Below are 19,436 nucleotides of genomic sequence, written 5' to 3' on the forward strand. Positions count from 1 at the left end.
GCGTCTTCAGCGGCAAGGCAGGCACCGCGCAGACCCTCTACCTGGCGGCCCTGTACGTGCCCCGCCCGGTGACCGCCACCAAACTCCTCTGGGGCATCAACACCGCAGGCGTCTCACTGGTCTCCGGCCAGAACTTCGTCGGCCTCTACGACGCGTCCGGCACCCGCCTGGCATCAGTCGGCGTCGACGCCCGAGTCACCTCCACGGGCCCCTTCACCGAACCCATCTCGGCCGACCTCACCCCCGGCCTCCACTGGGTCGCCTTCCTCCTCAGCGCCACCCTCCTCAATACCAACCTCGACGCCACCCCCGCCCTCTCCCGCTACGCCACCAACGGCACCACCCTCACCACCCTCCCCACCTCCATCACCCCCACGACCAACAAGGTCGCCCAGTACTCCTATTGGGCCGCGATCGGCTGACCGGGCCGGGAGCCTTCGTCGGCGCGGCGGATCTGGGTGTTCCGCCGGGTCTGGTGGAACGGGCGGTGAGCTACATCCGGGACGGGGTGACCGCGCTGAAGCTGGGGCGGCCGCCGCCTCGCACAGGCGGCCTGACCGGGACATCCGGCAATCACGCTCAGCCGGCGGGGACCGTCTCGCGCAGGAAGCCGGTCAGCAGGTCCGTCACTGCGGCAGGCCGCTCCAGACTGGGGAGGTGACCGGCCCAGGGCAGTTCGAGGTGCCGGGTGTCGGCGAGCAGACCCGGCAGTTGGGCCGCGATCTGCCGAAAATCCGCCAGGTCGTGGCCGCCCGAAAGAGCGAGACAAGGTGCCTTGATCGCTGACAGGTCGATCTCCACCTCGTTCCGCCCGGCTCCCTCGGGGGCGGCCAGTTGCACCTCGAAGGCATGCCGCTGCATCCCGCGCACCTCCTCCCGGACCGCCTCGTCGGCGTCCGGCCCCAGCCAGGTGCCTACGTTCAGTTCCACGGCCCTCGCGATATCGCCCGCCTCAAGCAGCGCGTCCTCCCGCTCGCCGAACGCGCGCAGCTCATCGGTGGGTTCATGCCCTGGCAGCCCGGCGCACAACAGCGCCATGGCGGATACCCGGTCCGGACGGCGTGCGGCGATCTCCACGGCAACACGTCCGCCGTACGAGGAGGCGATCAGCGCCGCTTGCTCGATTCCGAGGGCGTCCAGCAGGTCCAGTACGTCCTCTGCATCGTTGTGGCGCCGGTCCGGCAAGGGAGTCCGGCCGAAGCCCCGGAAGTCGCAGCGCACCACCCGGTATCCGGCATCGACAAGGGCCGGCCACTGCGGATCCCACATCCTTCGGTCGCACACCGCGGAGTGCAGTAGTACCAGCGCGGGACCGTCTCCGGTTGCATCGTAAGCGAGAGTCATGCGGCAGACCCTAGGCGGCGAGTGATCGAAGAACCCACGAATTTCACCGCCGGCCGCCTCACTCACGGGGCGGACCCTCAACCCGGCAAAGGTTCGCGGTCACAGCACTGGCCCGACTGCATATCGCTGGCATCGGCGTTCGACAAAGTCAGCCTGGAGGACAGCTACGTGCTGGACATCGCGGTCCACCCTGGTGTCCTGGCCATCAAAGCATGCGTCAGCCCCGGGCGGGCAGCCCATGCAGCACCGGATCGTGGCTGTGCCGCCAGCCGTTCGCCACCCGCCTGGCCCCGGCGACATGCGGGTGCGCGGCGTCGAGGTCGGGGTGTTCGTGTTCTACGGCCGTCGGTTTCTGCGCAGGCCATAGACGCACCGCGCCCAGACCCGCCGCCAAGGCGATGAACCCGAGGGCGAATACGGCCGCCTGGAGCCCCGCCGTCGCGCCCAGCCAGCCTGCCAGGGGATACGTCAGTAGCCAGCAGCTGTGGGAGAGGGAGAACTGGGCCGCGAATGCGGACGTACGTCTCTCCGGCGGCGCCGCCCGTCGGATCAGGCGGCCGGTCGGGGTGAGTACCGCCGAGCACGCGGCGCCGAACGCGGTCCAGACGAGCAGCAGTGCGGGCCAGCGCCAACTGCCGCTTCCCGCCGCCGTGATGGTGCCCAGTGCCGCGAACACCCCGGTGAGCGACAGCGCCCCGCGCAACATCACCGTGCGGTCGGAGAGTCGGTCCAGGACGCGGGGGAGAAGCAACGCCACGGCCATCGAGCCCGCGCCGTACGCGCCGAGTGCCAGCGGTACGTCCGCCGCGCTTCGGTCGAGCCGGTCGCGGACGTACACCACGCTGTTCACCGTGATCATCGCGCTCGCGGCGGCTACGGCGAGGTTGAGGGCGAGCAGGGCGCGTAGTTGTGGGGTGGCGAGGAAGAGCCGGGTGCCGGAGGTGGCTTTCGCATACACGCTGCCGCCTTCCCGTTCCGGAGTCGGTTTGGGCAGTGCCGCCGACACCACCAGGGCCGCCGACGCCAGGAACCCCGCCACCGTGCCCAGGAACAGCCAGTTGTACGTGATCAGCGACAGCAGGGCGGCGGCCAGGGCCGGGCTGAACAGGCTCTCCAGGTCGTAGGCGAGGCGGGACAGGGATAGTGCGCGGGTGTAGTCGCGTTCCGCCGGCAGTACGTCCGGGACCACCGCCTGGAACGTCGGTGTGAACGCCGCTGACGCGGCCTGGAGCACGAAGATCAGGACGTACACCTGCCAGACCTGGTCCACGAACGGCAGCAACAGCGCGACCGCGGCCCGCGTCAGGTCCGCGCCCACCATCAGGGTTCGGCGCGGCAGCCGATCGGCGATCGCGCCCACGGCCGGGGCGATCACCACGTACGCCGCCATCTTGATCGCGAGCGCGGTGCCGAGCACCGATCCGGCGTGGGCGCCCGCGATGTCGTAGGCGAGCAGGCCGAGTGCGACCGTCGCCAGGCCGGTGCCGACCAGCGCGACGACCTGGGCGGTGAGGAGGCGGCGGTAGGTGCGGTCGCGGAGGATGGAGACGGAGACAGGGGTGGAGACGGAGGGCATGGGGCGGGTCCTCGGCCGGTCGGGAAGCGCGACATCCCTACTGTATCTACAGGTGCGCATCTGCGCACATGTTGATAGGGGCGCCAGTCGTCCGGTCGTCCAACCGCCCCCCGCGCGCTCTACCCTGTCCCCATGCCTGTTCGCGAGCCCGTGCCACCTGCGTCAGATGCGCATCTGCGCGCCCCGGACAGCGTGCGCCTCGCGGAGGCGACCGAGGTGTTCGCGTTGCTCTCCGACGCGACCCGGCTGCATCTGCTGTGGCTGCTCGCGCAGGGGGAGTCGGACGTCGGTTCGCTGAACGAGCGCTGCGAGGCGTCCCGGACCGCCGTCAGCCAGCATCTGGCGAAACTGCGGCTCGCGGGGCTGGTCGAGACTCGGCGCGAGGGACGGCGCGTGTACTACCGCCTGCGGGACGGGCACCTGCGCCGGCTGGTGATGGAGGCCCTCAGTCACGCGGACCACCGGGTGAGCGGCGTGGCTCCGCACGACTGAGGGCTACTGCTGCTGTTACTGGCGCCGGCGCTACTGCTGGGCTGTTGCCCGACGTCGTACGAAGTAGAAGCCCGCGCCCGCTACGACCACCACGGCCGCCCCGATGCCGATCCACGCGCCGGTCGACATACCGCCATTGTCGTCGTCCTCCGCCGACTTGGCGGCGGGGGAGTCCGAGGGCTCCGGAGTCTCGGCCGTCGGCGACGGGGATTCCGACGCCGCCTCCGTGGCCGTCTCGCTCGGGGTCGGGCTCACCGACTCCGCACCCGGCGCGGCGGCCTTGAGCTGGAGGACGGGGGCGGGGTTCTCGCCGCTCTCGTCCAGCTCGATCCAGCGGTCGACGCTGCCGTCGCTGTAGGAGACGAGGGTCTTGAACACCAGCTCCTTCGCGTCGGGGAGCTGCCGTACGACGACCGAGTACTCGGCGTTGACGCCGGCCTTCAGGGCCGTGCCCTTGACGGTGTAGCCGTCGTCCTCGGCGCTCAACTTCCAGCCCTTGGGGCCCTCGCCGTACGCCACGTCGGCGGGCGCGATGCCCTCCGGCAGGACCACGCGGACCTGGGTGATGCCGGCGCTGTCGGACTCGGCCTCGGCGTCGAAGGAGATCTCGACGTTCTCGGCGAGGGCCTGGGCCTTCTCCGACTCGACCTCCACGTGGGCGGCGGCGGGGATCGCGGTGAGCAGGACGAGGGAGGCGGCCGCGGCTGCCGTGAGGGTCAGACGGCGGGCGGTGCTGTGCTGCTGCAGGGCAGGGAACATGGGTGTCTCCGAGCAAGGGGATGACGCGGAGCGGCCGAAGTGCCGCCCCGGCGGGGTCAGTTGGCGAGGATGAGCCCTGCCGTCGGCGGACCCCGCCGTACCACCACGCCCGCGAGGAGCGTCCCCTTGAGCCTCGGCAACCCCGTCCACTCCAGGGCGAGTTCCGCTGCCGACGGCCCGAACTCGGCTGGTACCGGACGGCCGTTCAGCAGCGCCCGTACCGTCGTCAGCCACGCCCGCAAGCGCTCGACCGCCGCCGTCACGCCGCGCGCCAGCGACCAGCACGCCGCGTCCGCGCGGTGCAGCAGGATCGCGACGAGCACCGCCACGAGCGCGTGTACGGCCGTCATCGCGGAGGAGTCGTGCAGTTGGTCGTGCCAGGTGCCGGGGGCGTGCATCCCGTGATGCATGTCGGCGGGCATCGCCATCGCCGCCGTAGGGCCCATGTGTTCGGCCGACAGCCACAGATGCAGTCCCACCTGTGCCGTCGCGCTCGTCGCCACCATGGTGGCGAGCGAACGCGGGCGCCGCACACCGATGAGTCCCACCCCGAAGAGCAGGACGACCGCCACCGCGCTCTCCCGCCACGGCATCGGCTCCTCGGCCACCAACCGGTGCGCGCTCACTCCGAGCACCGTGCCCACGACTGCGAACACCGCCGCCCGGAGGAGGGGGAGGGGTGGGTGGGGCGGGCGAAGGGTCATCGGAGCGGGCTGGGTCATTGCCCGCCCATCATCGGGCATGGGGAGGCCCGCGCGAGGCGTGATCGGCAAAGAGGGGGGGCTATGCGTCCCGGAGGGTCTCGTCCAGCTCCGGCAGCAGGCCGCGCACCGCCGCCCGCTGGTCCGGCCCCATGACATGCGCGAGCGCCTGGGCGACCGTCTCGGCGAGGGGCTCGGCGGCCTCCTTCAGCTGGCGTCGGGCCTTGTCCGTGAGGGCGACCTCGATGCCGCGCTTGTCGCCGCAGACCGACTGGCGGGTGACCAGGCCGGCGTGCTGGAGGCAGGCGATCTGGTAGGTGAGGCGGGTCTTGGGGCGGCCCAGGAGTTCCGCGATACGGGTCATGCGCAGGCCCTGTCCGGGCTGCTCGGCCAGCAGACACAGGACCAGGAACTCGTCGTGGGAGACGTCGAGGTTCTTCTTGACGACGGACCGCAGCCGCTGCTCCACCGCTCCCGTCACGCCCAGCAGCACCATCCAGGCGCGCAGCTCGGCGGGCAGCAGTCCGTCACCCTGTGCGTTGGGGCATTCGGGCAGGTCGACGGGGTGCTCATCAGGGGCGGCCATGCCTTCGAGTGTACCTGTTGTCCATTTTTGGACGAGGTGGTTGTTCAGATTTGGATAATGAGCTAGCTTGAGCTCATCCAAATTTGAACCACTGGAGGACATCATGACCGTCGCCGTCGAAACCGGTACCTGGCAGCTCGACACCACCGCGTCCACCGTCGCCATCCAGCACAAGACGATGTGGGGCATGGTCACCGTGAAGGGCACCATCAGCGCCGTCAGCGGTCAGGGTGAGGTCCGGTCCGACGGGTCCGCCGTCGGCACGCTGACCCTGGACGTCGCCTCCCTGGACACCAAGCACGCCAAGCGGGACACGCACCTGAAGTCCGCCGACTTCTTCGACGCCGACAACCACCCGGTGATCACCTTCGCGGCCCGCAGCGCCGAACTCCGCAACGGCGACGAGGTGCACGTCGTAGGCCAGCTGACCGTGCGCGGCATCAGTCGGCCCCTGTCCTTCACCGCCCGCCTGACCGGCGCGGCGGCCGACTCGCTCACCCTCGACGGCGAATTCATCGTCGACCGTGCGGAGTTCGGCATGGGCTGGAACCAGATGGGCATGATCCGCGGCCTGACGACGGTCGCCACGAAACTCCGTTTCACGCGTACGGCTGCCTGAGGAACCGTCAGTTGTAGTCGCCTGCTCCCAACTTCACGTCCGCGCTCGACAACGTCTGCGGTGCGGCGGTGAAGGCCCGCAGTCGGATCCGGATTCGGGGCCGGCGGTGCGGGACCGTGAACTTCCCTCCGGGCGGCCGGAGTTCGACGCTCACCGTGCTGTGGGCGGGGATCGTCGCCGGCCCCCGCACGATCGACCAGTACTGCTCCATGCCCTGGCTCGTGGTGAGCGTGTAGTGGGGCGTGAGGGAGCCGTCGTAGGAGTTGGTGATCCGGAGCGTCAGCGCGGAAACGGCCGTCGAGGCGTTCGCGTTCGCGGTCGAAGCCGCCCGCCGTACCGCAGTGACCCGCATGGCCAGCGGTGGCGTCCCCGTCGCCGCCAGCATCGCGCTCACCAGGGCCGGGGAGAGCAGGAGCAGGGCCGTGGCCAGGCGGGCCGGGCGTCGGTGCGGGCCTGACAGGAAGCGCGGGCGCGGCTGCCACGCGGTGGCGAACTCCGCCGCGGGTGCGGTGATCGCGGCCGCCAGCCACAGCGGGGTCATCATGAGGTAGTAGCCGTCCTGGGAACGCGTCGCCAGATAGAAGGCGCACCAGGGCAGGACCGTCGCGGCCGGCCCCAGACGTCGTAGGAACAGGACGAACAGCGCGAGCAGCGCCGCCGCCAGCAACAGGCTCGCGTGGGAGTACCAGTCGAGCCGGTCGCTGCCGTTCGTGAAGTACAGGGAGATGTCGACCAGGCCCTGGCCGTGGATGACCGCGCCCTGGGTCAGGGGCAGCGCGATGCCGGCCAGCCAGGTGTGCGGCTCGTACGCGATGAAGTACGTGTTGATCAGCAGCCATACGCCGGCGGCGACCCCGACGACCCGCGCCACCACCAACGCGGCCTGTCGCGGCCCCAGTTCGCCGCGCCGTACCGCGTAGATCCCCGCCAGCAGGAACGGGGCCAGGAACCACGGCAGTTGCTGCGCGGCGCAGGCCGCCCCCAGACACGCGGCCCGTGCCAGACCCGCCGGGCCCAGCCGGCCGCCCTGTCCGATCCGCGGCCAGCGCACCACCACCGGGATGAGCAGGGCCAGCGCGAGGAGCGCCGGATAGCCGACGCGGCCGTACGTCGGCAGGAACCCGAAGCCGAGGCAGGCCATCGTCGCCGCCGACCGCCACGGCACGGGCAGCATCCGCCACAGCGTGACCGCGCCGGCCACGACCGCGCCGGTGCTCACCGCCGTCGCCGGGGCACCGCCGTGCCCGAGCCACAGCAGCGGCGCGGTCAGCAGCACGGCCAGCGGGGGATAGCCGTAGGTGAGGTCGTAGCCGCCGGTAACCGTCGGGGTGAGGGCGACGCCCGCGTGGTGGAAGAGCCAGGGCCACGGCTGTCCGTAGATCGCGCGCCCTGCGACCAGTTCCTTCGCGGCCTGGGTGGTGAGGACGGCCTCGTCGCCGCCGTAGTGGTAGAGCGTCCACGTGCACAGGGTGAGCGTCACGGCCGTCACCAGGACGCACAGGTCCACGCGGGCCAGCGAACGGGTCCGGCGGACCACCAGCGCCAGCACTCCGCACGCGAGGATCGAGGCGTAGCAGACGGAGATGACCCCCGCGACGACGAGCCGGTGACCGGCCGCCTGCGTCCACACCGCGCGCGTGCCGATGAAAAGACTCACATCGGCCAGGAGCGTCAGGACGCGGTGCCACTGCGCCGGGAGTTGCGAGGCTTCCGGGGCTTCCGGGGCGGAAACCCACGCCGGTGTCTGTCGCGTGGGTGTCAGCGGCTGCGTTTCTGCCAAGTGCACGACATTGGAAGGTAATCGGGCCTGGTGAGCGAAGTGTCGCTGGAGGTGAAGAGTCCGGTGTGGTGGTGGTAAGAGGTGCTTTGGCGAAGGAGTTCGGAGAAAGGCAGTCGTACGAGTGACGGTCGCGCACCGTGTCGCGGTTGGGCCGAACGGGTGACTTGGCGTAAGAATTGGCTGGTGCAGGCATTGAAGGCGAGTCAGGGCGGGGTGAACCGGTGAACCGTTACGACGCCACCGACGAACAGTGGGAAGGGCTCGCCCAGGTCGTGCCGCTGCGAGGCCGGGACGCCTGGCCGTCGGCGGTGGACCACCGTTCCCTGCCGGACTCGGAGACGGAGCCGCGGCGGCGCTTCGTCGTCCTGCGGGTCAACGTGTTCGGGGACGCGCGCGAGGTCGCCGAGACACTGATGGCAGGCGTCCCTGTCCTGCTCGACCTCAGCGGCGCGGAGACCGATATCGCCAAGCGGGTCCTCGACTTCAGTACGGGCGTCGTCTTCGGCCTGTCCAGCGGCATGCACCGCGTCGACCGGAACGTGTTCCTGCTGACCCCGCCCGACACCGAGGTGCAGGGGCTGATGGAGAGCGCGGGGGTACCCGGCACGTGACGCCGGTCCCTCGATCGTAGGAAGGGCGCCCGGGCGGAACGGTTCGCCTGACCGCGGAGCCGTACGGTCCGGATATGGCTGTGTCATTGGAGTCATCCGATTCATCCGCGTCATCCGAATCGCCCGAGTGCGCCCTCCCCGCCCAGCCGTCCCCGGCCCTCCCCGCGGCAGGCGAGACCCACCCGGACCGGCCGCGCGTCACCGAACTGCGCCTCTCCGCCTTCGCCGCCCACCGCCGCGTCGGCTTCCCGCTCGGGCCGCTTACCCTCTTCGCGGGGGCCAGCGGCTGCGGCAAGTCCAGCGCGCTCAGGGCCTACGAGGCACTCGCCCGGCTCGGTGGCGGGGCCCAGCTCGACGAGGTGTTCGCCGACCCCGTGGCCTGCGTGCCCGAACGGGCCCGGCCCGACGCCCAGCGCCGCCGCGGCTTCCGTATCGGCTGCACGGCCGACGGACCCGAGGGCCCCGTCCGGCTCGACGTCGCCGTCCAGGCCGAACCCGAACTGCGCATCGTGGGCGAGCGGTTGACGTCCGGCGGCCTCGTCCTCCTGGAGACCGCCCTGCGCGACCCGGGCCGACGCTCCGTGCAGGCCGCCTGGCACACCGCCGGCTCGGCCTCGGTGACCCGCGCCCCGCTCCCCGACGACCGGCTCGGCACCGCACTGCTCCCGCTGCGGGTGGCCGGCAAGACCGACGGACAGCGCCAAGTGCTCGCCGCCGCCGAACAGATGGTGGTCGCCCTGCGCTCCGTCTTCCCCTGCGATCCACGCCCCGCCCGGATGCGCGCCCCCGTCCCCCTCGCCTCCGGACGACTGCTCGGCGGCTGCGACAACCTCGCCGACGTCCTGTGGCGCACCCGCGCCGAGTGCGGCCGGCGGCACGCGCAACTCGTCGCGGCAGTACGCGCCGGCTGCGTCGGAACCGTAGCGGACCTGCTCGCGGAACCGCTTCCCGACGGCTTGGTTCACGCTGTCCTCGACCGTGGCGACGGCGTCAGGACCGGCCTCGCACGGCTGGGCTACGGCGAACTCCGCTACCTCGCCCTCGCGCTGGTGCTGCTCACCGGCCCCGGAGTACTGGACATCGACGCGGCCGGCGAAGTGCCCCAGGCCATGCAGACGCTGACCGTGCTCGCCGACGGCTTCGACCGGGGCCTCGACCCCCGACAGCGCACGGAGCTGCTGCGGCTGGCGGCGCGCATGTGCGAACGCGGGCACATCCGCCTCGTCGGCGCGGTGAGCGACGCCTCGTGGGCCGCCGGGGTGGACGGAGTCTCGGTGGTACACCTGGACCGTGACAGAACACCTTGACGTGCCCAAACTCCAGCGGCGGCTGGCCGAGTTCGCGGCCGCGCGGAACTGGCAGCCCTACCACACGCCCAAGAACCTCGTCTCCGCGCTCAGCGTGGAGGCCTCCGAACTGGTCGAGATCTTCCAGTGGTTGACGCCCGAGGAGTCGGGGCGCGTCATGGACGACCCCGACACCGCCCACCGGGTCACGGACGAGGTCGCCGACGTCCTCGCCTATCTGCTGCAACTGTGCGAGGTGCTCGGCATCGACCCGCTGTCGGCACTGGACGCGAAGATCGACCGGAACGAACGGAGGTTCCCGGCGCCGTGAGCGAGACCGAGACTGTGGGCGGAACCCTGCGCGTCGGAGCTGAGCGGTCCATTTTCACTCTCCGGAGTCGTTAACCCGGACGAACCCGAATCGTTGTCCGCAGATTTCCGTCTTCCTCTGGCTTTTCACCTCACGGACCTTCACTCTGGGTAGTGGGTAACGGAGTTCGGGCGGGCGCGTGGAAAGCGCGTTCGGAGCAGACGGGGGCAGCGCATGGACGCGGTGCGTCTCATTGTGACGAGCAGGCGCGCTCTGGTGGGGAGCGGCGGTGTGCCCGAAACCATGGCGGAAGTGTGGCAGGCGCAGGCCCTCGCCCAGGCGATAGGCAGCCGCCTCGCCGTCTCCGGCCCGCCCGAACTACGGGGTGAGGCACTGGGGTTGACGGAACTGGCGGGCCGGGGCTGCGGGGTGCTGGACAGACCGGTGCTGGGTGCGGGAGCCCTGCGGGCGGCTCAGCTGACCGAACTCGGCGATGCCCGCCAGGCGCTCACGTATCTCGGTGGTTTGCTCGGGGAAGTGGGGATCGCCCTCGTCGGTGTCGCCAGTGCGGCGGACGACGAGGGCACGTACTGGCAGTGCATGGAGGCGATCGACGCGGCGGACGAGTCGCGGGACCGGGTGGTGGAGATGTTGCGGCGGTTGGACCGTGATCCGGGGTTACCGGAGCGGGAGGCGGGCTAGGCCGGTTGCCCCGACCCCCAGGGGGCTCTGCCCCCTGGACCCCCGCTCCTCAAACGCCTGAGGGGCTGGATTTGGTCAGGCACCGTCTTCGGCCGACGGCCCTCCCGGATTCCCCGCCGACTGCAAGTCCGCGTCGAGCGCGGTCAGGTCCGCGTTCAACGCCGCCATCAACTCCTCCAACTGCTGCAACAGCCCCTTGGGCTGCGCGGCAGCCACCACTTCATCGGGCATGACGGCCCCGACCGGGGTCGGACGGGGCCGGGGGTACCGCTGGGGCTGGTGGGGAAGGTGGCGTGCAGGATGGATGCATGGACCTTCGAATCTTCACCGAGCCCCAACAGGGGGCGACCTACGACACCTTGCTCGCCGTGGCGAAGGCCACCGAGGACCTCGGCTTCGACGCCTTTTTCCGCTCCGACCACTACCTCGCCATGGGCTCCGGAGACGGCCTGCCCGGCCCCACGGACGCCTGGATCACCCTCGCCGGCCTCGCCCGCGAGACCAAGCGCATCAAGCTCGGCACCCTGATGACCGCCGGCACCTTCCGGCTCCCCGGCGTGCTCGCCATCCAGGTCGCCCAGGTCGACCAGATGTCCGGCGGCCGGGTCGAACTGGGCCTGGGCGCGGGCTGGTTCGAGGAAGAGCACAAGGCGTACGGCATCCCGTTCCCCAAGGAGAAGATAGCCCGCCTGGAGGAGCAGCTGGAGATCGTCACCGGGCTGTGGGCGACGAAGACCGGCGACACCTTCGACTTCCACGGGAAGTTCTACGACCTCACGGACTCGCCCGCGCTGCCCAAGCCGGCCCAGGAGAAGATACCGGTGCTCATCGGCGGCCACGGCGCGACCCGTACACCGCGGCTGGCCGCCCGCTACGCCGACGAGTTCAACATGCCGTTCGCCTCCATCGAGGACAGCGAGCGCCAGTTCGGCCGGGTGCGCGACGCTGCCGGGGAGGCCGGTCGCAGGGCCGACGAGCTGACGTACTCCAACGCCCTCGTGGCCTGCGTCGGCAAGGACGACCAGGAGGTCGCCCGCCGGGCCGCCGCGATCGGCCGCGAGGTCGACGAGCTCAAGGCCAACGGCCTGGCCGGCTCCCCGGCCGAGGTCGTCGACCGGATCGGCCGTTACGCGGAGGCCGGCGCGCAGCGGGTCTACCTCCAGATGCTCGACCTCCACGACCTGGACCACCTGGAGCTGATCTCGTCCCAGGTCCAGTCGCAGCTGTCGTAGCATCGCGGTTTTCGTAGCACCAGCACCGCAGCTGTCGTCATACCGAAGGGGCCGCTCCCGGCGGCCCCTTCGCCTGTCCCGCCGTACGAGCTATCCCGCCGTACGGGCCTCCACCAGGCCGCCCGCCGGAGCCGCCGCCGCGTCGGACGTGGGCCGCCGCCCCGGCAGGAACGCGGCGAGGGCGAAGGCGGCGAGGGCCGCGCCGGAGCCGATGGCCATGATGACGCGGAAGCCGTTCTCGGAGGGGGCGGTGAAGGTGCCGAACGACGTGGTCATATGGGCGAGTACGACTCCCGCGACGGCGCTGGAGACGGACGTACCGATGGACCGCATCAGGCTGTTGAGGCTGTTCGCGGCGGCCGTCTCCGACAGCGGCACGGCGCCCATGATGAGCGCGGGCATGGCGCCGTAGGCGAGACCGATGCCGGCGGAGATCACGCAGGTGGCGATGATGATCTGCCAGACCGCGGCCATCAGGACGACGGCGAGGCCGTAGCCGGCGGCGACGACGAGCGCGCCGATCATCAGGGTCACCCGGGGTCCGGCCGTTGCCGAGATGCGTGCCGAGAAGGGTGCGGTCGCCATCATCATCAGGCCGGAGGGGCCCAGGACCAGGCCCGCCGCGAGGATGGACTGGCCGAGGCCGTAGCCGGTGAGCTTCGGGAGCTGGAGCAGCTGCGGCAGGGCCAGGGACATCGAGAACATCGCGAAGCCGAGCGCGACAGAGGCGAGGTTGGTCAGCAGCACCTGGCGGCGGGCGGTGGTGCGCAGGTCCACCAGCGGCTGCCCGGAACGCAGCTCCCACCAGCCCCACGCCAGGAGCACGACGACCGACACGGCGAACAGCCCGGTCGTCGTCCCGCTGCCCCAACCCCAGTCGGCGCCCTTGGAGACGGCCAGCAGCAGACACACCAGACCCACCGTCATACCGAGCGCGCCCACAAAGTCGAAGCGGCCACCGGAGCGCACGGCGGACTCCGGTACGAGGGCCAGAACGAGGACGGTGACGAGCGCACCGAGCCCCGCGGACGTCCAGAACAGCACATGCCAGTCGGCCTGTTCGGCGATGAAGGCGGCCGTGGGCAGACCGAGCGCGCCGCCCACGCCGAGCGAGGCGCTCATCAGCGCGGTGGCCGAACCGAGCCGCTCGGGCGGGAGTTCGTCGCGCATGATGCTGATGCCGAGCGGGATCACACCGACCGCGAGCCCCTGAAGGGTCCGGCCGACGATCATCGGTGCGAGGGTGTCGCTGAGCGCGCCGACGACCGAGCCCGCGATCATCAGGAACAGGCTGAGCAGCAGCATCCGCCGCTTGCCGTACATGTCCCCGAGCCGGCCCACGACCGGGACGGCGACCGCGCCCGCGAGCAGGGTCGCGGTGATCGCCCACGTGGTGTCGGAGGCCGAGGCGTCCAGCAGCTTCGGGAGTTCGGGAACGATCGGAATGATCAGCGTCTGCATCAGCGAGACCGTGATCCCGCCGAGGGCCAGCACCCACACGACGGCGTTGGTCCGCGGTGGCGGGGACGACTCGTCGGGGGTGGCGGCGGCGGGGACAGCGGACGCGGGCATGGCGAAGCCTCCGTCTGGGGCAGGCCGTACGGCAGCGCACGGCACGGTGTCGAAACGAGTCTGGCATATTTTTCGTAAGCCATACGCAAAATAAGGCGGGGGAGGGTGTCAGGCGCCCGGCGAGGTAGCCTGCCCCTGTCCGCGCAGCGCTGCAGTGGACGGAAAGGCGCAGCTCATGACGGAGGTCGCGACGGATCCGGGCCGCCGGGGCAGGGGACGGCCGCCGCGTCTGTCACGCGAGCGGATCGTGGCCGGCGCGGTCGAGGTGCTGGAGCGTGAACCGTCCGTCTCCCTCACGATCAAGCGCGTCGCCGACGCCGTGGACGCCGCCCCCATGGCCCTCTACCGCTACTTCCCGGACCGCGACGCCCTCCTCCAGGCGACCGCCGACCACGTCCTGGAGTCCATGGAACGCACCCCCCTCGCCGCCGGCCCCTGGCAGGAACGCCTGGCCGCCTGGATGCGCGCGGCACTGGAGCGCCTGCGCCCCTACCCGCAGTTGGTGCCGTACCTGACGACCACGCCCCAGCCCGCCTGGATCCCCGGCCTCAACCGCCTGCGCGAGATCCTCACCCCGGCAGGCCTCACCGACGACGACCTGGCCCTCGCCGTGGTCCTCATCAGCTCGACGGTGATCGGCCAGGCCGTCTACCTCGGCTATCGCAGGCCCGACGCCGACCTGGCGAACTTGGCGGACCTGGCCGACGAGACCCTCGGCGACGACCCGGAGGCGGCGCACATGCGCGCCCTGCTCAACGGCCTGCCCGCCGCACACGCCCGTCTCTTCGACACGGTCGTGGAACAGACGGTCGCGACGATGGAACGCATGGCGGCCGGTTTCCCGTCCTAAGACCTGGTCCGGCGGAACGTGCCGGAGTCGAGGGACCGGAGGCGAGGGACGAATGCGTCACAGTGCCGGGCGCCTCTCGGCGGTTATCGTGTCGACGCGATTCGCATACGTCTACGCAGAAAGTCGGTGAGGGCGGGCCGTGTCGGACGAAGGGCGGCTGATCGCCGGGCGGTACCGGCTGATCCAGCAGATCGGCCGCGGTGGCATGGGCACCGTGTGGCGTGCCGAGGACGAGGTCCTCGGCCGCGAGATCGCGCTCAAGCGGCTGCACATCCAACGCCACCTCAGTGCGGACGAGCTCGCCACCCTCTACGAACGCACCCGCCGCGAGGCCCGCAGCGCAGCCCGCATCGCCCACCCCAACGTGGTCGTCGTCCACGACGTGGTGGACGACGACGAGGGCCTGCCCTGCATCGTCATGGAGCACGTGCCGTCGACCACCCTGGCGGATGTGCTCCGCGACGGTGGGGCCATTCCGCCCGCCGAGGCCGCCCGGATCGGACTCGGCATGGTCGCCGCGCACGCGGCCGGGGTTCTGCACCGGGACTCAAGCCCGGCAACGTGCTGCTGGGCGCCGAGGGTCGCGTCGTACTCACCGACTTCGGCATCGCCATGACGACCGGCAGCACCTATCGCCAACTCCGCATGCAGACCACCACGTTCCGGAACCAGCCGGCGGCCGTGTGGGAGTTCACCTTCAAGGGCCGCGTACGCGTGTTCCGCGCCATCGACCTCGGGTTCGGCCAGGAGGGCGGCAAGGAGTACGACATCTATCTGTCGGCACCGGACGCCCAGTGGGACACCCACCGCCCCGTGTTCGACACGGTCAGGGATGGCTTCCGCATCGGCTGACGCGCTGCCCGCCGGCGCCTCGAAATTCCCGGGTCCTCCAGCGGCGTCCGCTGTACGTTTAGCGCTCTGATCTGCTCGAAGACGTTTCGAGGTACCCCACCGTGTTCCTGACCATCACCACCACCGGCACCCCCGACCGCCCCGCCACCGACCTCGGCTACCTGCTGCACAAGCACCCCGAGAAGGCCCAGGCGTTCTCCACGTCCTACGGCCAGGCGCACGTCCTCTACCCCGAGGCGGGCGTCGAGCGGTGCACGGCGGCGTTGCTGCTGGAGGTCGACGCGGTGGCGCTGGTGCGGCGAGGGAAGGGCAAGGGGCGGGGCGGTGCGCCCGACGCGGCGCTCGCCCAGTACGTCAACGACCGTCCGTACGCCGCCTCTTCGCTGCTCGCCGTGGCGCTGAGCGCCGTGTTCTCCAGCGCGATGAAGGGCGTGTGCAACCCGCGGCCCGAACTCCCGCAGCAGGCACGACCGTTGCGTGTCGAGGTGCCCGCGCTGCCCGCCCGGGGTGGCCCGGGGCTCGTAGAGCGTCTCTTCGAGCCGCTCGGCTGGACCGTCACCGTCGAACCCGTGGCGCTGGACGCCGAGTTCCCCGAGTGGGGCGACTCACGGTACGTGCGTCTCGTCCTGGAGTCCTCCGAGCTCACGCTCGCCGAGGCCCTGCGTCATCTGTACGTCCTGCTGCCCGTCCTCGACGACGCCAAGCACTACTGGGTCGCCCCCGACGAGGTCGACAAGCTGCTGCGCGCAGGTGAGGGCTGGCTGCCCGACCACCCCGAGCAGAAGCTGATCACCAGCCGTTATCTGTCGCGGCGCTGGTCGCTGACCCGGGAGGCGATGGAGCGGCTGGAGCTGGTACGGCTGGCGGAGGCGGACGACACCGCCGTCGAGGAGATCGACAACGCCGTCGCCGAGGAGGCGGAGACCGAGGAGAAGCCGGCACCCCTCGCGGTGCAGCGGCGGGACGCGATCGTCGACGCGCTCAAGGCGGCCGGCTCCGCCCGGGTGCTCGATCTCGGGTGTGGGCAGGGGCAGTTGGTGCAGGTGCTGCTCAAGGACCCGCGGTTCACCGAGATCGTGGGGGTGGATGTGTCGATGCGGGCGCTCACCATCGCCTCGCGCAGGCTCAAGCTCGACCGGATGGGGGAGCGGCAGGCCGCGCGCGTCCAGCTCTTCCAGGGCTCGCTCGCCTACACCGACAACCGGCTCAAGGGCTACGACGCCGCCGTGCTCAGCGAGGTCATCGAGCACCTCGACCTGCCCCGGCTGCCCGCCCTGGAGTACGCGGTGTTCGGCGCCGCCCGCCCGAGGACGGTCCTCGTGACGACCCCGAACGTCGAGTACAACGTCCGCTGGGAGACGCTCCCGGCCGGGCACGTGCGGCACGGCGACCACCGCTTCGAGTGGACACGGGCGGAGTTCCGGGCGTGGGCGCAGGCGGTCGCCGAACGGCACGGGTACGACGTGGAGTTCGCGCCGGTGGGGCCGGACGACCCCGAGGTGGGACCGCCCACCCAGATGGCCACATTCACTGTTACCTCGAAAGACGCGAAGGACGAGAAGGAGGCGAACGCGGCATGACCGAGACGCAGAACAAGGGGCGCACCCTGCCCGTCACCGACCTCTCCCTCGTGGTGCTGATCGGCGCCTCCGGCTCCGGCAAGTCCACCTTCGCCCACCGGCACTTCAAGCCCACCGAGGTCATCTCCTCCGACTTCTGCCGCGGCCTGGTCGCCGACGACGAGAACGACCAGAGCGCCAGCGGGGACGCCTTCGACGTCCTGCACTACATCGCGGGCAAGCGGCTCGCGGCCGGCCGCCGTACGGTCGTCGACGCGACCAGCGTGCAGCAGGAGAGCCGCCGCCAGCTGATCGACCTGGCGAAGCGGTACGACGTGCTGCCCATCGCCATCGTCCTCGACGTACCCGAGGACGTGTGCGCCGAGCGCAACGCGGCCCGCACCGACCGGGCCGACATGCCGCGCCGGGTCATCCAGCGCCACACCCGCGAACTCCGCCGCTCCCTGCGGGGGTTGGAGCGCGAGGGCTTCCGGAAGGTGCACATCCTGCGGGGCGTCGAGGAGATCGACGGCGCGAGCGTCGTCACCGAGAAGCGCTTCAACGACCTGACCCACCTCACCGGCCCCTTCGACATCATCGGCGACATCCACGGCTGCGCCTCCGAACTGGAGTCCCTGCTGGGCAAGTTGGGCTACGACGACGGTGTGCACCCGGCGGGCCGTACGGCCGTCTTCGTCGGTGACCTCGTCGACCGCGGCCCGGACTCGCCCGGCGTCCTGCGCCGCGTGATGTCCATGGTCGGCTCGGGCAACGCCCTGTGCGTGCCCGGCAACCACGAGAACAAGTACGGCCGTTACCTCAAGGGCCGCAAGGTCCAGCACACCCATGGACTCGCCGAGACGATCGAGCAGATGGAGGGCGAGAGCGACGAATTCCGGGTGCGGGTAAGGGAGTTCATCGACGGCCTCGTCAGTCACTACGTCCTCGACGGCGGCCGGCTGGTCGTCTGCCACGCCGGTCTGCCGGAGAAGTACCACGGCCGTACGTCGGGGCGGGTGCGCTCGCACGCGCTGTACGGCGACACGACCGGGGAGACGGACGAGTTCGGGCTGCCGGTGCGCTACCCGTGGGCCGAGGACTACCGGGGTCGCGCGGCGGTTGTTTATGGTCACACCCCGGTTCCGGAGGCCAGTTGGTTGAACAACACCATCTGCCTCGACACGGGTGCCGTCTTCGGCGGCAAGCTGACCGCGCTGCGTTGGCCGGAGCGGGAGCTGGTCGACGTACCGGCCGAGCGGGTCTGGTACGAGCCGACGCGGCCGCTGCGGACCGAGGCGCCGGGCGGGCACGACGGACGGCCGCTCGACCTCAACGACGTGCACGGCAAGAGGGCGGTGGAGACCCGGTACTCGGGGCGGGTCGCCGTCCGGGAGGAGAACGCGGCCGCCGCGCTGGAGGTCATGAGCCGGTTCGCGGTCGACCCGAGGCTCCTCCCGTACCTCCCGCCGACCATGGCACCGACGGCAACGTCCCACATCGAGGGCTACCTGGAGCACCCGGCCGAGGCCTTCGCGCAGTACAAGGAGGATGGGGTCGCGCGGGTCGTGTGCGAGGAGAAGCACATGGGGTCGCGGGCGGTGGCGCTGGTGTGCCGGGACGCGGAGGTGGCACGGAAGCGGTTCGGAGTGGATGGGCCCACCGGGTCGCTGTACACCCGTACCGGCCGCCCGTTCTTCGACGACGAGTCGGTGACGGAGGAGATCCTCGGGAGGGTGAGGACGTCCGTGACCGAGGCCGGTCTCTGGGAGGAACTGGAGACCGACTGGCTGCTGCTCGACGCCGAGTTGATGCCTTGGTCGCTGAAGGCGTCCGGGCTGCTGCGCTCGCAGTACGCGGCCGTCGGTGCAGCGTCCGGGGCGGTGTTCCCGGGGGCGCTGGCCGCGCTGGAGGGCGCGGCGGCACGGGGCGTCGAGGTGGGCGACCTGCTGGCACGCCAGCGCGAACGGGCCACCGACGCCGCCGCGTTCACGGACGCGTACCGCCGCTACTGCTGGACGACGGACGGCCTGGACGGCGTCCGCCTTGCCCCGTTCCAGATCCTCGCCGTCCAGGGCCGCAGCCTCGCGGACCTGCCCCACGACGAGCAGCTCGCCCTGATCGACCGGCTCGTCGAACACGACGGAAGCGGGCTGCTCCAGACGACGCGCCGCCTGTTCGTCGAACCCGGCGACCCGGATTCGGTGCGGGCCGGCGTCGACTGGTGGCTGGAGATGACCGGGCGGGGCGGCGAGGGCATGGTCGTCAAGCCGGTCGGCGCGGTGGTCCGCAGTGACCAGGGCCGCCTGGTGCAGCCCGGCATCAAGTGCCGGGGTCGCGAGTACCTGCGGATCATCTACGGCCCGGAGTACACGCGCCCCGAGAACCTCGCCCGCCTGCGCGGACGCTTCCTGAACCACAAGCGGTCACTGGCGATCCGCGAGTACGCGCTGGGGCTCGAAGCCCTGGACCGGCTCGCGGAGGGCGAGCCGCTGTGGCGGGTGCACGAGGCGGTGTTCGGGGTGCTGGCGCTGGAGTCGGAGCCGGTGGACCCGCGTCTGTGACCCGGCCCGTGGGCCGGGGCGCCCACAGGATGCACACGGCACCC

General features: G+C 71.0%; 20 protein-coding genes and 1 pseudogene. 13 read left to right on the forward strand and 8 right to left on the reverse strand.

Annotated elements, in window-relative coordinates:
- Positions 1-68: 68 nt before the first annotated feature.
- Positions 69-422 carry a hypothetical protein gene (locus tag AC5DRG_RS39350; protein ID WP_491804624.1) on the forward strand — a complete coding sequence of 118 codons (354 nt, stop codon included), beginning with the start codon at positions 69-71 and terminating at the stop codon, positions 420-422.
- Positions 423-579: 157 nt separating this feature from the next.
- Here the strand turns inward: AC5DRG_RS39350 and AC5DRG_RS39355 are convergent, their stop codons facing one another.
- Positions 580-1,344 carry an alpha/beta fold hydrolase gene (locus tag AC5DRG_RS39355; protein WP_491804625.1) on the reverse strand — a complete coding sequence of 255 codons (765 nt, stop codon included), beginning with the start codon at positions 1,342-1,344 and terminating at the stop codon, positions 580-582.
- Between the two features lie 217 nt (positions 1,345-1,561).
- Entirely contained in the window at positions 1,562-2,920 is a 1,359-nt protein-coding gene (locus AC5DRG_RS39360; RefSeq protein ID WP_491804626.1) for an MFS transporter, read from the reverse strand.
- A gap of 132 nt (positions 2,921-3,052) precedes the next feature.
- On the opposite strand from AC5DRG_RS39360, the gene AC5DRG_RS39365 reads away from it, so the two are divergent.
- Positions 3,053-3,412, forward strand: a complete 360-nt coding sequence (locus AC5DRG_RS39365; protein ID WP_491804627.1) for an ArsR/SmtB family transcription factor — start codon at positions 3,053-3,055, stop codon at positions 3,410-3,412.
- Positions 3,413-3,442: 30 nt separating this feature from the next.
- On the opposite strand, the gene AC5DRG_RS39370 is transcribed toward AC5DRG_RS39365, so the two are convergent.
- The 3 genes from AC5DRG_RS39370 to AC5DRG_RS39380 form a co-directional block, all read right to left on the reverse strand.
- Positions 3,443-4,171 (reverse strand): DUF1775 domain-containing protein, encoded by a 729-nt coding sequence (locus AC5DRG_RS39370; RefSeq protein WP_491804628.1) that lies wholly within the window; start codon positions 4,169-4,171, stop codon positions 3,443-3,445.
- Between the two features lie 56 nt (positions 4,172-4,227).
- Positions 4,228-4,797 carry a hypothetical protein gene (locus AC5DRG_RS39375; RefSeq protein ID WP_491804629.1) on the reverse strand — a complete coding sequence of 190 codons (570 nt, stop codon included), beginning with the start codon at positions 4,795-4,797 and terminating at the stop codon, positions 4,228-4,230.
- 157 nt (positions 4,798-4,954) lie between these two features.
- Complete coding sequence (locus AC5DRG_RS39380; RefSeq protein ID WP_491804630.1) at positions 4,955-5,458, reverse strand: MarR family winged helix-turn-helix transcriptional regulator; 504 nt, start codon at positions 5,456-5,458, stop codon at positions 4,955-4,957.
- 103 nt (positions 5,459-5,561) lie between these two features.
- Here AC5DRG_RS39380 and AC5DRG_RS39385 point away from each other — a divergent pair, with 103 nt between their 5' ends.
- Positions 5,562-6,077, forward strand: a complete 516-nt coding sequence (locus AC5DRG_RS39385; protein ID WP_491804631.1) for a YceI family protein — start codon at positions 5,562-5,564, stop codon at positions 6,075-6,077.
- Between the two features lie 7 nt (positions 6,078-6,084).
- On the opposite strand, the gene AC5DRG_RS39390 is transcribed toward AC5DRG_RS39385, so the two are convergent.
- Complete coding sequence (locus tag AC5DRG_RS39390) at positions 6,085-7,863, reverse strand: hypothetical protein (protein WP_491804632.1); 1,779 nt, start codon at positions 7,861-7,863, stop codon at positions 6,085-6,087.
- Between the two features lie 215 nt (positions 7,864-8,078).
- Between AC5DRG_RS39390 and AC5DRG_RS39395 the strand changes: the two genes are divergently transcribed.
- The 4 genes from AC5DRG_RS39395 (at position 8,079) to AC5DRG_RS39410 (ending at position 10,766) form a co-directional block, all read left to right on the forward strand.
- Positions 8,079-8,468, forward strand: coding sequence for a cell division protein SepF (locus AC5DRG_RS39395; protein WP_491804633.1), 390 nt, complete (start codon positions 8,079-8,081; stop codon positions 8,466-8,468).
- A 74-nt stretch (positions 8,469-8,542) separates the two neighbouring features.
- Positions 8,543-9,775, forward strand: coding sequence for an AAA family ATPase (locus AC5DRG_RS39400; protein ID WP_491804634.1), 1,233 nt, complete (start codon positions 8,543-8,545; stop codon positions 9,773-9,775).
- Complete coding sequence (locus AC5DRG_RS39405; RefSeq protein WP_491804635.1) at positions 9,759-10,085, forward strand: nucleotide pyrophosphohydrolase; 327 nt, start codon at positions 9,759-9,761, stop codon at positions 10,083-10,085. The genes AC5DRG_RS39400 and AC5DRG_RS39405 overlap by 17 nt, the downstream gene beginning before the upstream one ends.
- Before the next feature lie 213 nt (positions 10,086-10,298).
- Positions 10,299-10,766, forward strand: a complete 468-nt coding sequence (locus AC5DRG_RS39410; protein ID WP_491804636.1) for a DUF6099 family protein — start codon at positions 10,299-10,301, stop codon at positions 10,764-10,766.
- Positions 10,767-10,841: 75 nt separating this feature from the next.
- Here the strand turns inward: AC5DRG_RS39410 and AC5DRG_RS39415 are convergent, their stop codons facing one another.
- On the reverse strand, positions 10,842-10,997 hold the full coding sequence (locus tag AC5DRG_RS39415; RefSeq protein WP_491804637.1) for a hypothetical protein: 156 nt from the start codon (positions 10,995-10,997) through the stop codon (positions 10,842-10,844).
- Between the two features lie 77 nt (positions 10,998-11,074).
- On the opposite strand from AC5DRG_RS39415, the gene AC5DRG_RS39420 reads away from it, so the two are divergent.
- Positions 11,075-11,998: an LLM class F420-dependent oxidoreductase gene (locus AC5DRG_RS39420; RefSeq protein ID WP_491804638.1), complete on the forward strand. Its 924-nt coding sequence runs from the start codon at positions 11,075-11,077 to the stop codon at positions 11,996-11,998.
- A gap of 90 nt (positions 11,999-12,088) precedes the next feature.
- Here the strand turns inward: AC5DRG_RS39420 and AC5DRG_RS39425 are convergent, their stop codons facing one another.
- Positions 12,089-13,570: an MFS transporter gene (locus AC5DRG_RS39425; RefSeq protein ID WP_491804639.1), complete on the reverse strand. Its 1,482-nt coding sequence runs from the start codon at positions 13,568-13,570 to the stop codon at positions 12,089-12,091.
- Between the two features lie 175 nt (positions 13,571-13,745).
- On the opposite strand from AC5DRG_RS39425, the gene AC5DRG_RS39430 reads away from it, so the two are divergent.
- The 5 genes and pseudogenes from AC5DRG_RS39430 (at position 13,746) to AC5DRG_RS39450 (ending at position 19,392) form a co-directional block, all read left to right on the forward strand.
- A complete protein-coding gene (locus tag AC5DRG_RS39430; RefSeq protein WP_491804640.1) occupies positions 13,746-14,420 on the forward strand; it encodes a TetR/AcrR family transcriptional regulator in 675 nt (224 codons plus the stop codon).
- 139 nt (positions 14,421-14,559) lie between these two features.
- Positions 14,560-15,050: pseudogene (locus tag AC5DRG_RS39435) on the forward strand (serine/threonine-protein kinase); the annotation flags it as partial.
- 15 nt (positions 15,051-15,065) lie between these two features.
- Complete coding sequence (locus AC5DRG_RS39440; RefSeq protein ID WP_491813274.1) at positions 15,066-15,272, forward strand: serine/threonine kinase C-terminal domain-containing protein; 207 nt, start codon at positions 15,066-15,068, stop codon at positions 15,270-15,272.
- 101 nt (positions 15,273-15,373) lie between these two features.
- On the forward strand, positions 15,374-16,852 hold the full coding sequence (locus AC5DRG_RS39445; protein ID WP_491804641.1) for a 3' terminal RNA ribose 2'-O-methyltransferase Hen1: 1,479 nt from the start codon (positions 15,374-15,376) through the stop codon (positions 16,850-16,852).
- Positions 16,849-19,392: a polynucleotide kinase-phosphatase gene (locus AC5DRG_RS39450; RefSeq protein ID WP_491804642.1), complete on the forward strand. Its 2,544-nt coding sequence runs from the start codon at positions 16,849-16,851 to the stop codon at positions 19,390-19,392. Before AC5DRG_RS39445 ends, AC5DRG_RS39450 begins: the two co-directional genes overlap by 4 nt.
- The last annotated feature ends 44 nt before the right edge of the window (positions 19,393-19,436 follow it).

It is taken from the genome of Streptomyces sp. JLBG701 (assembly GCF_058544905.1).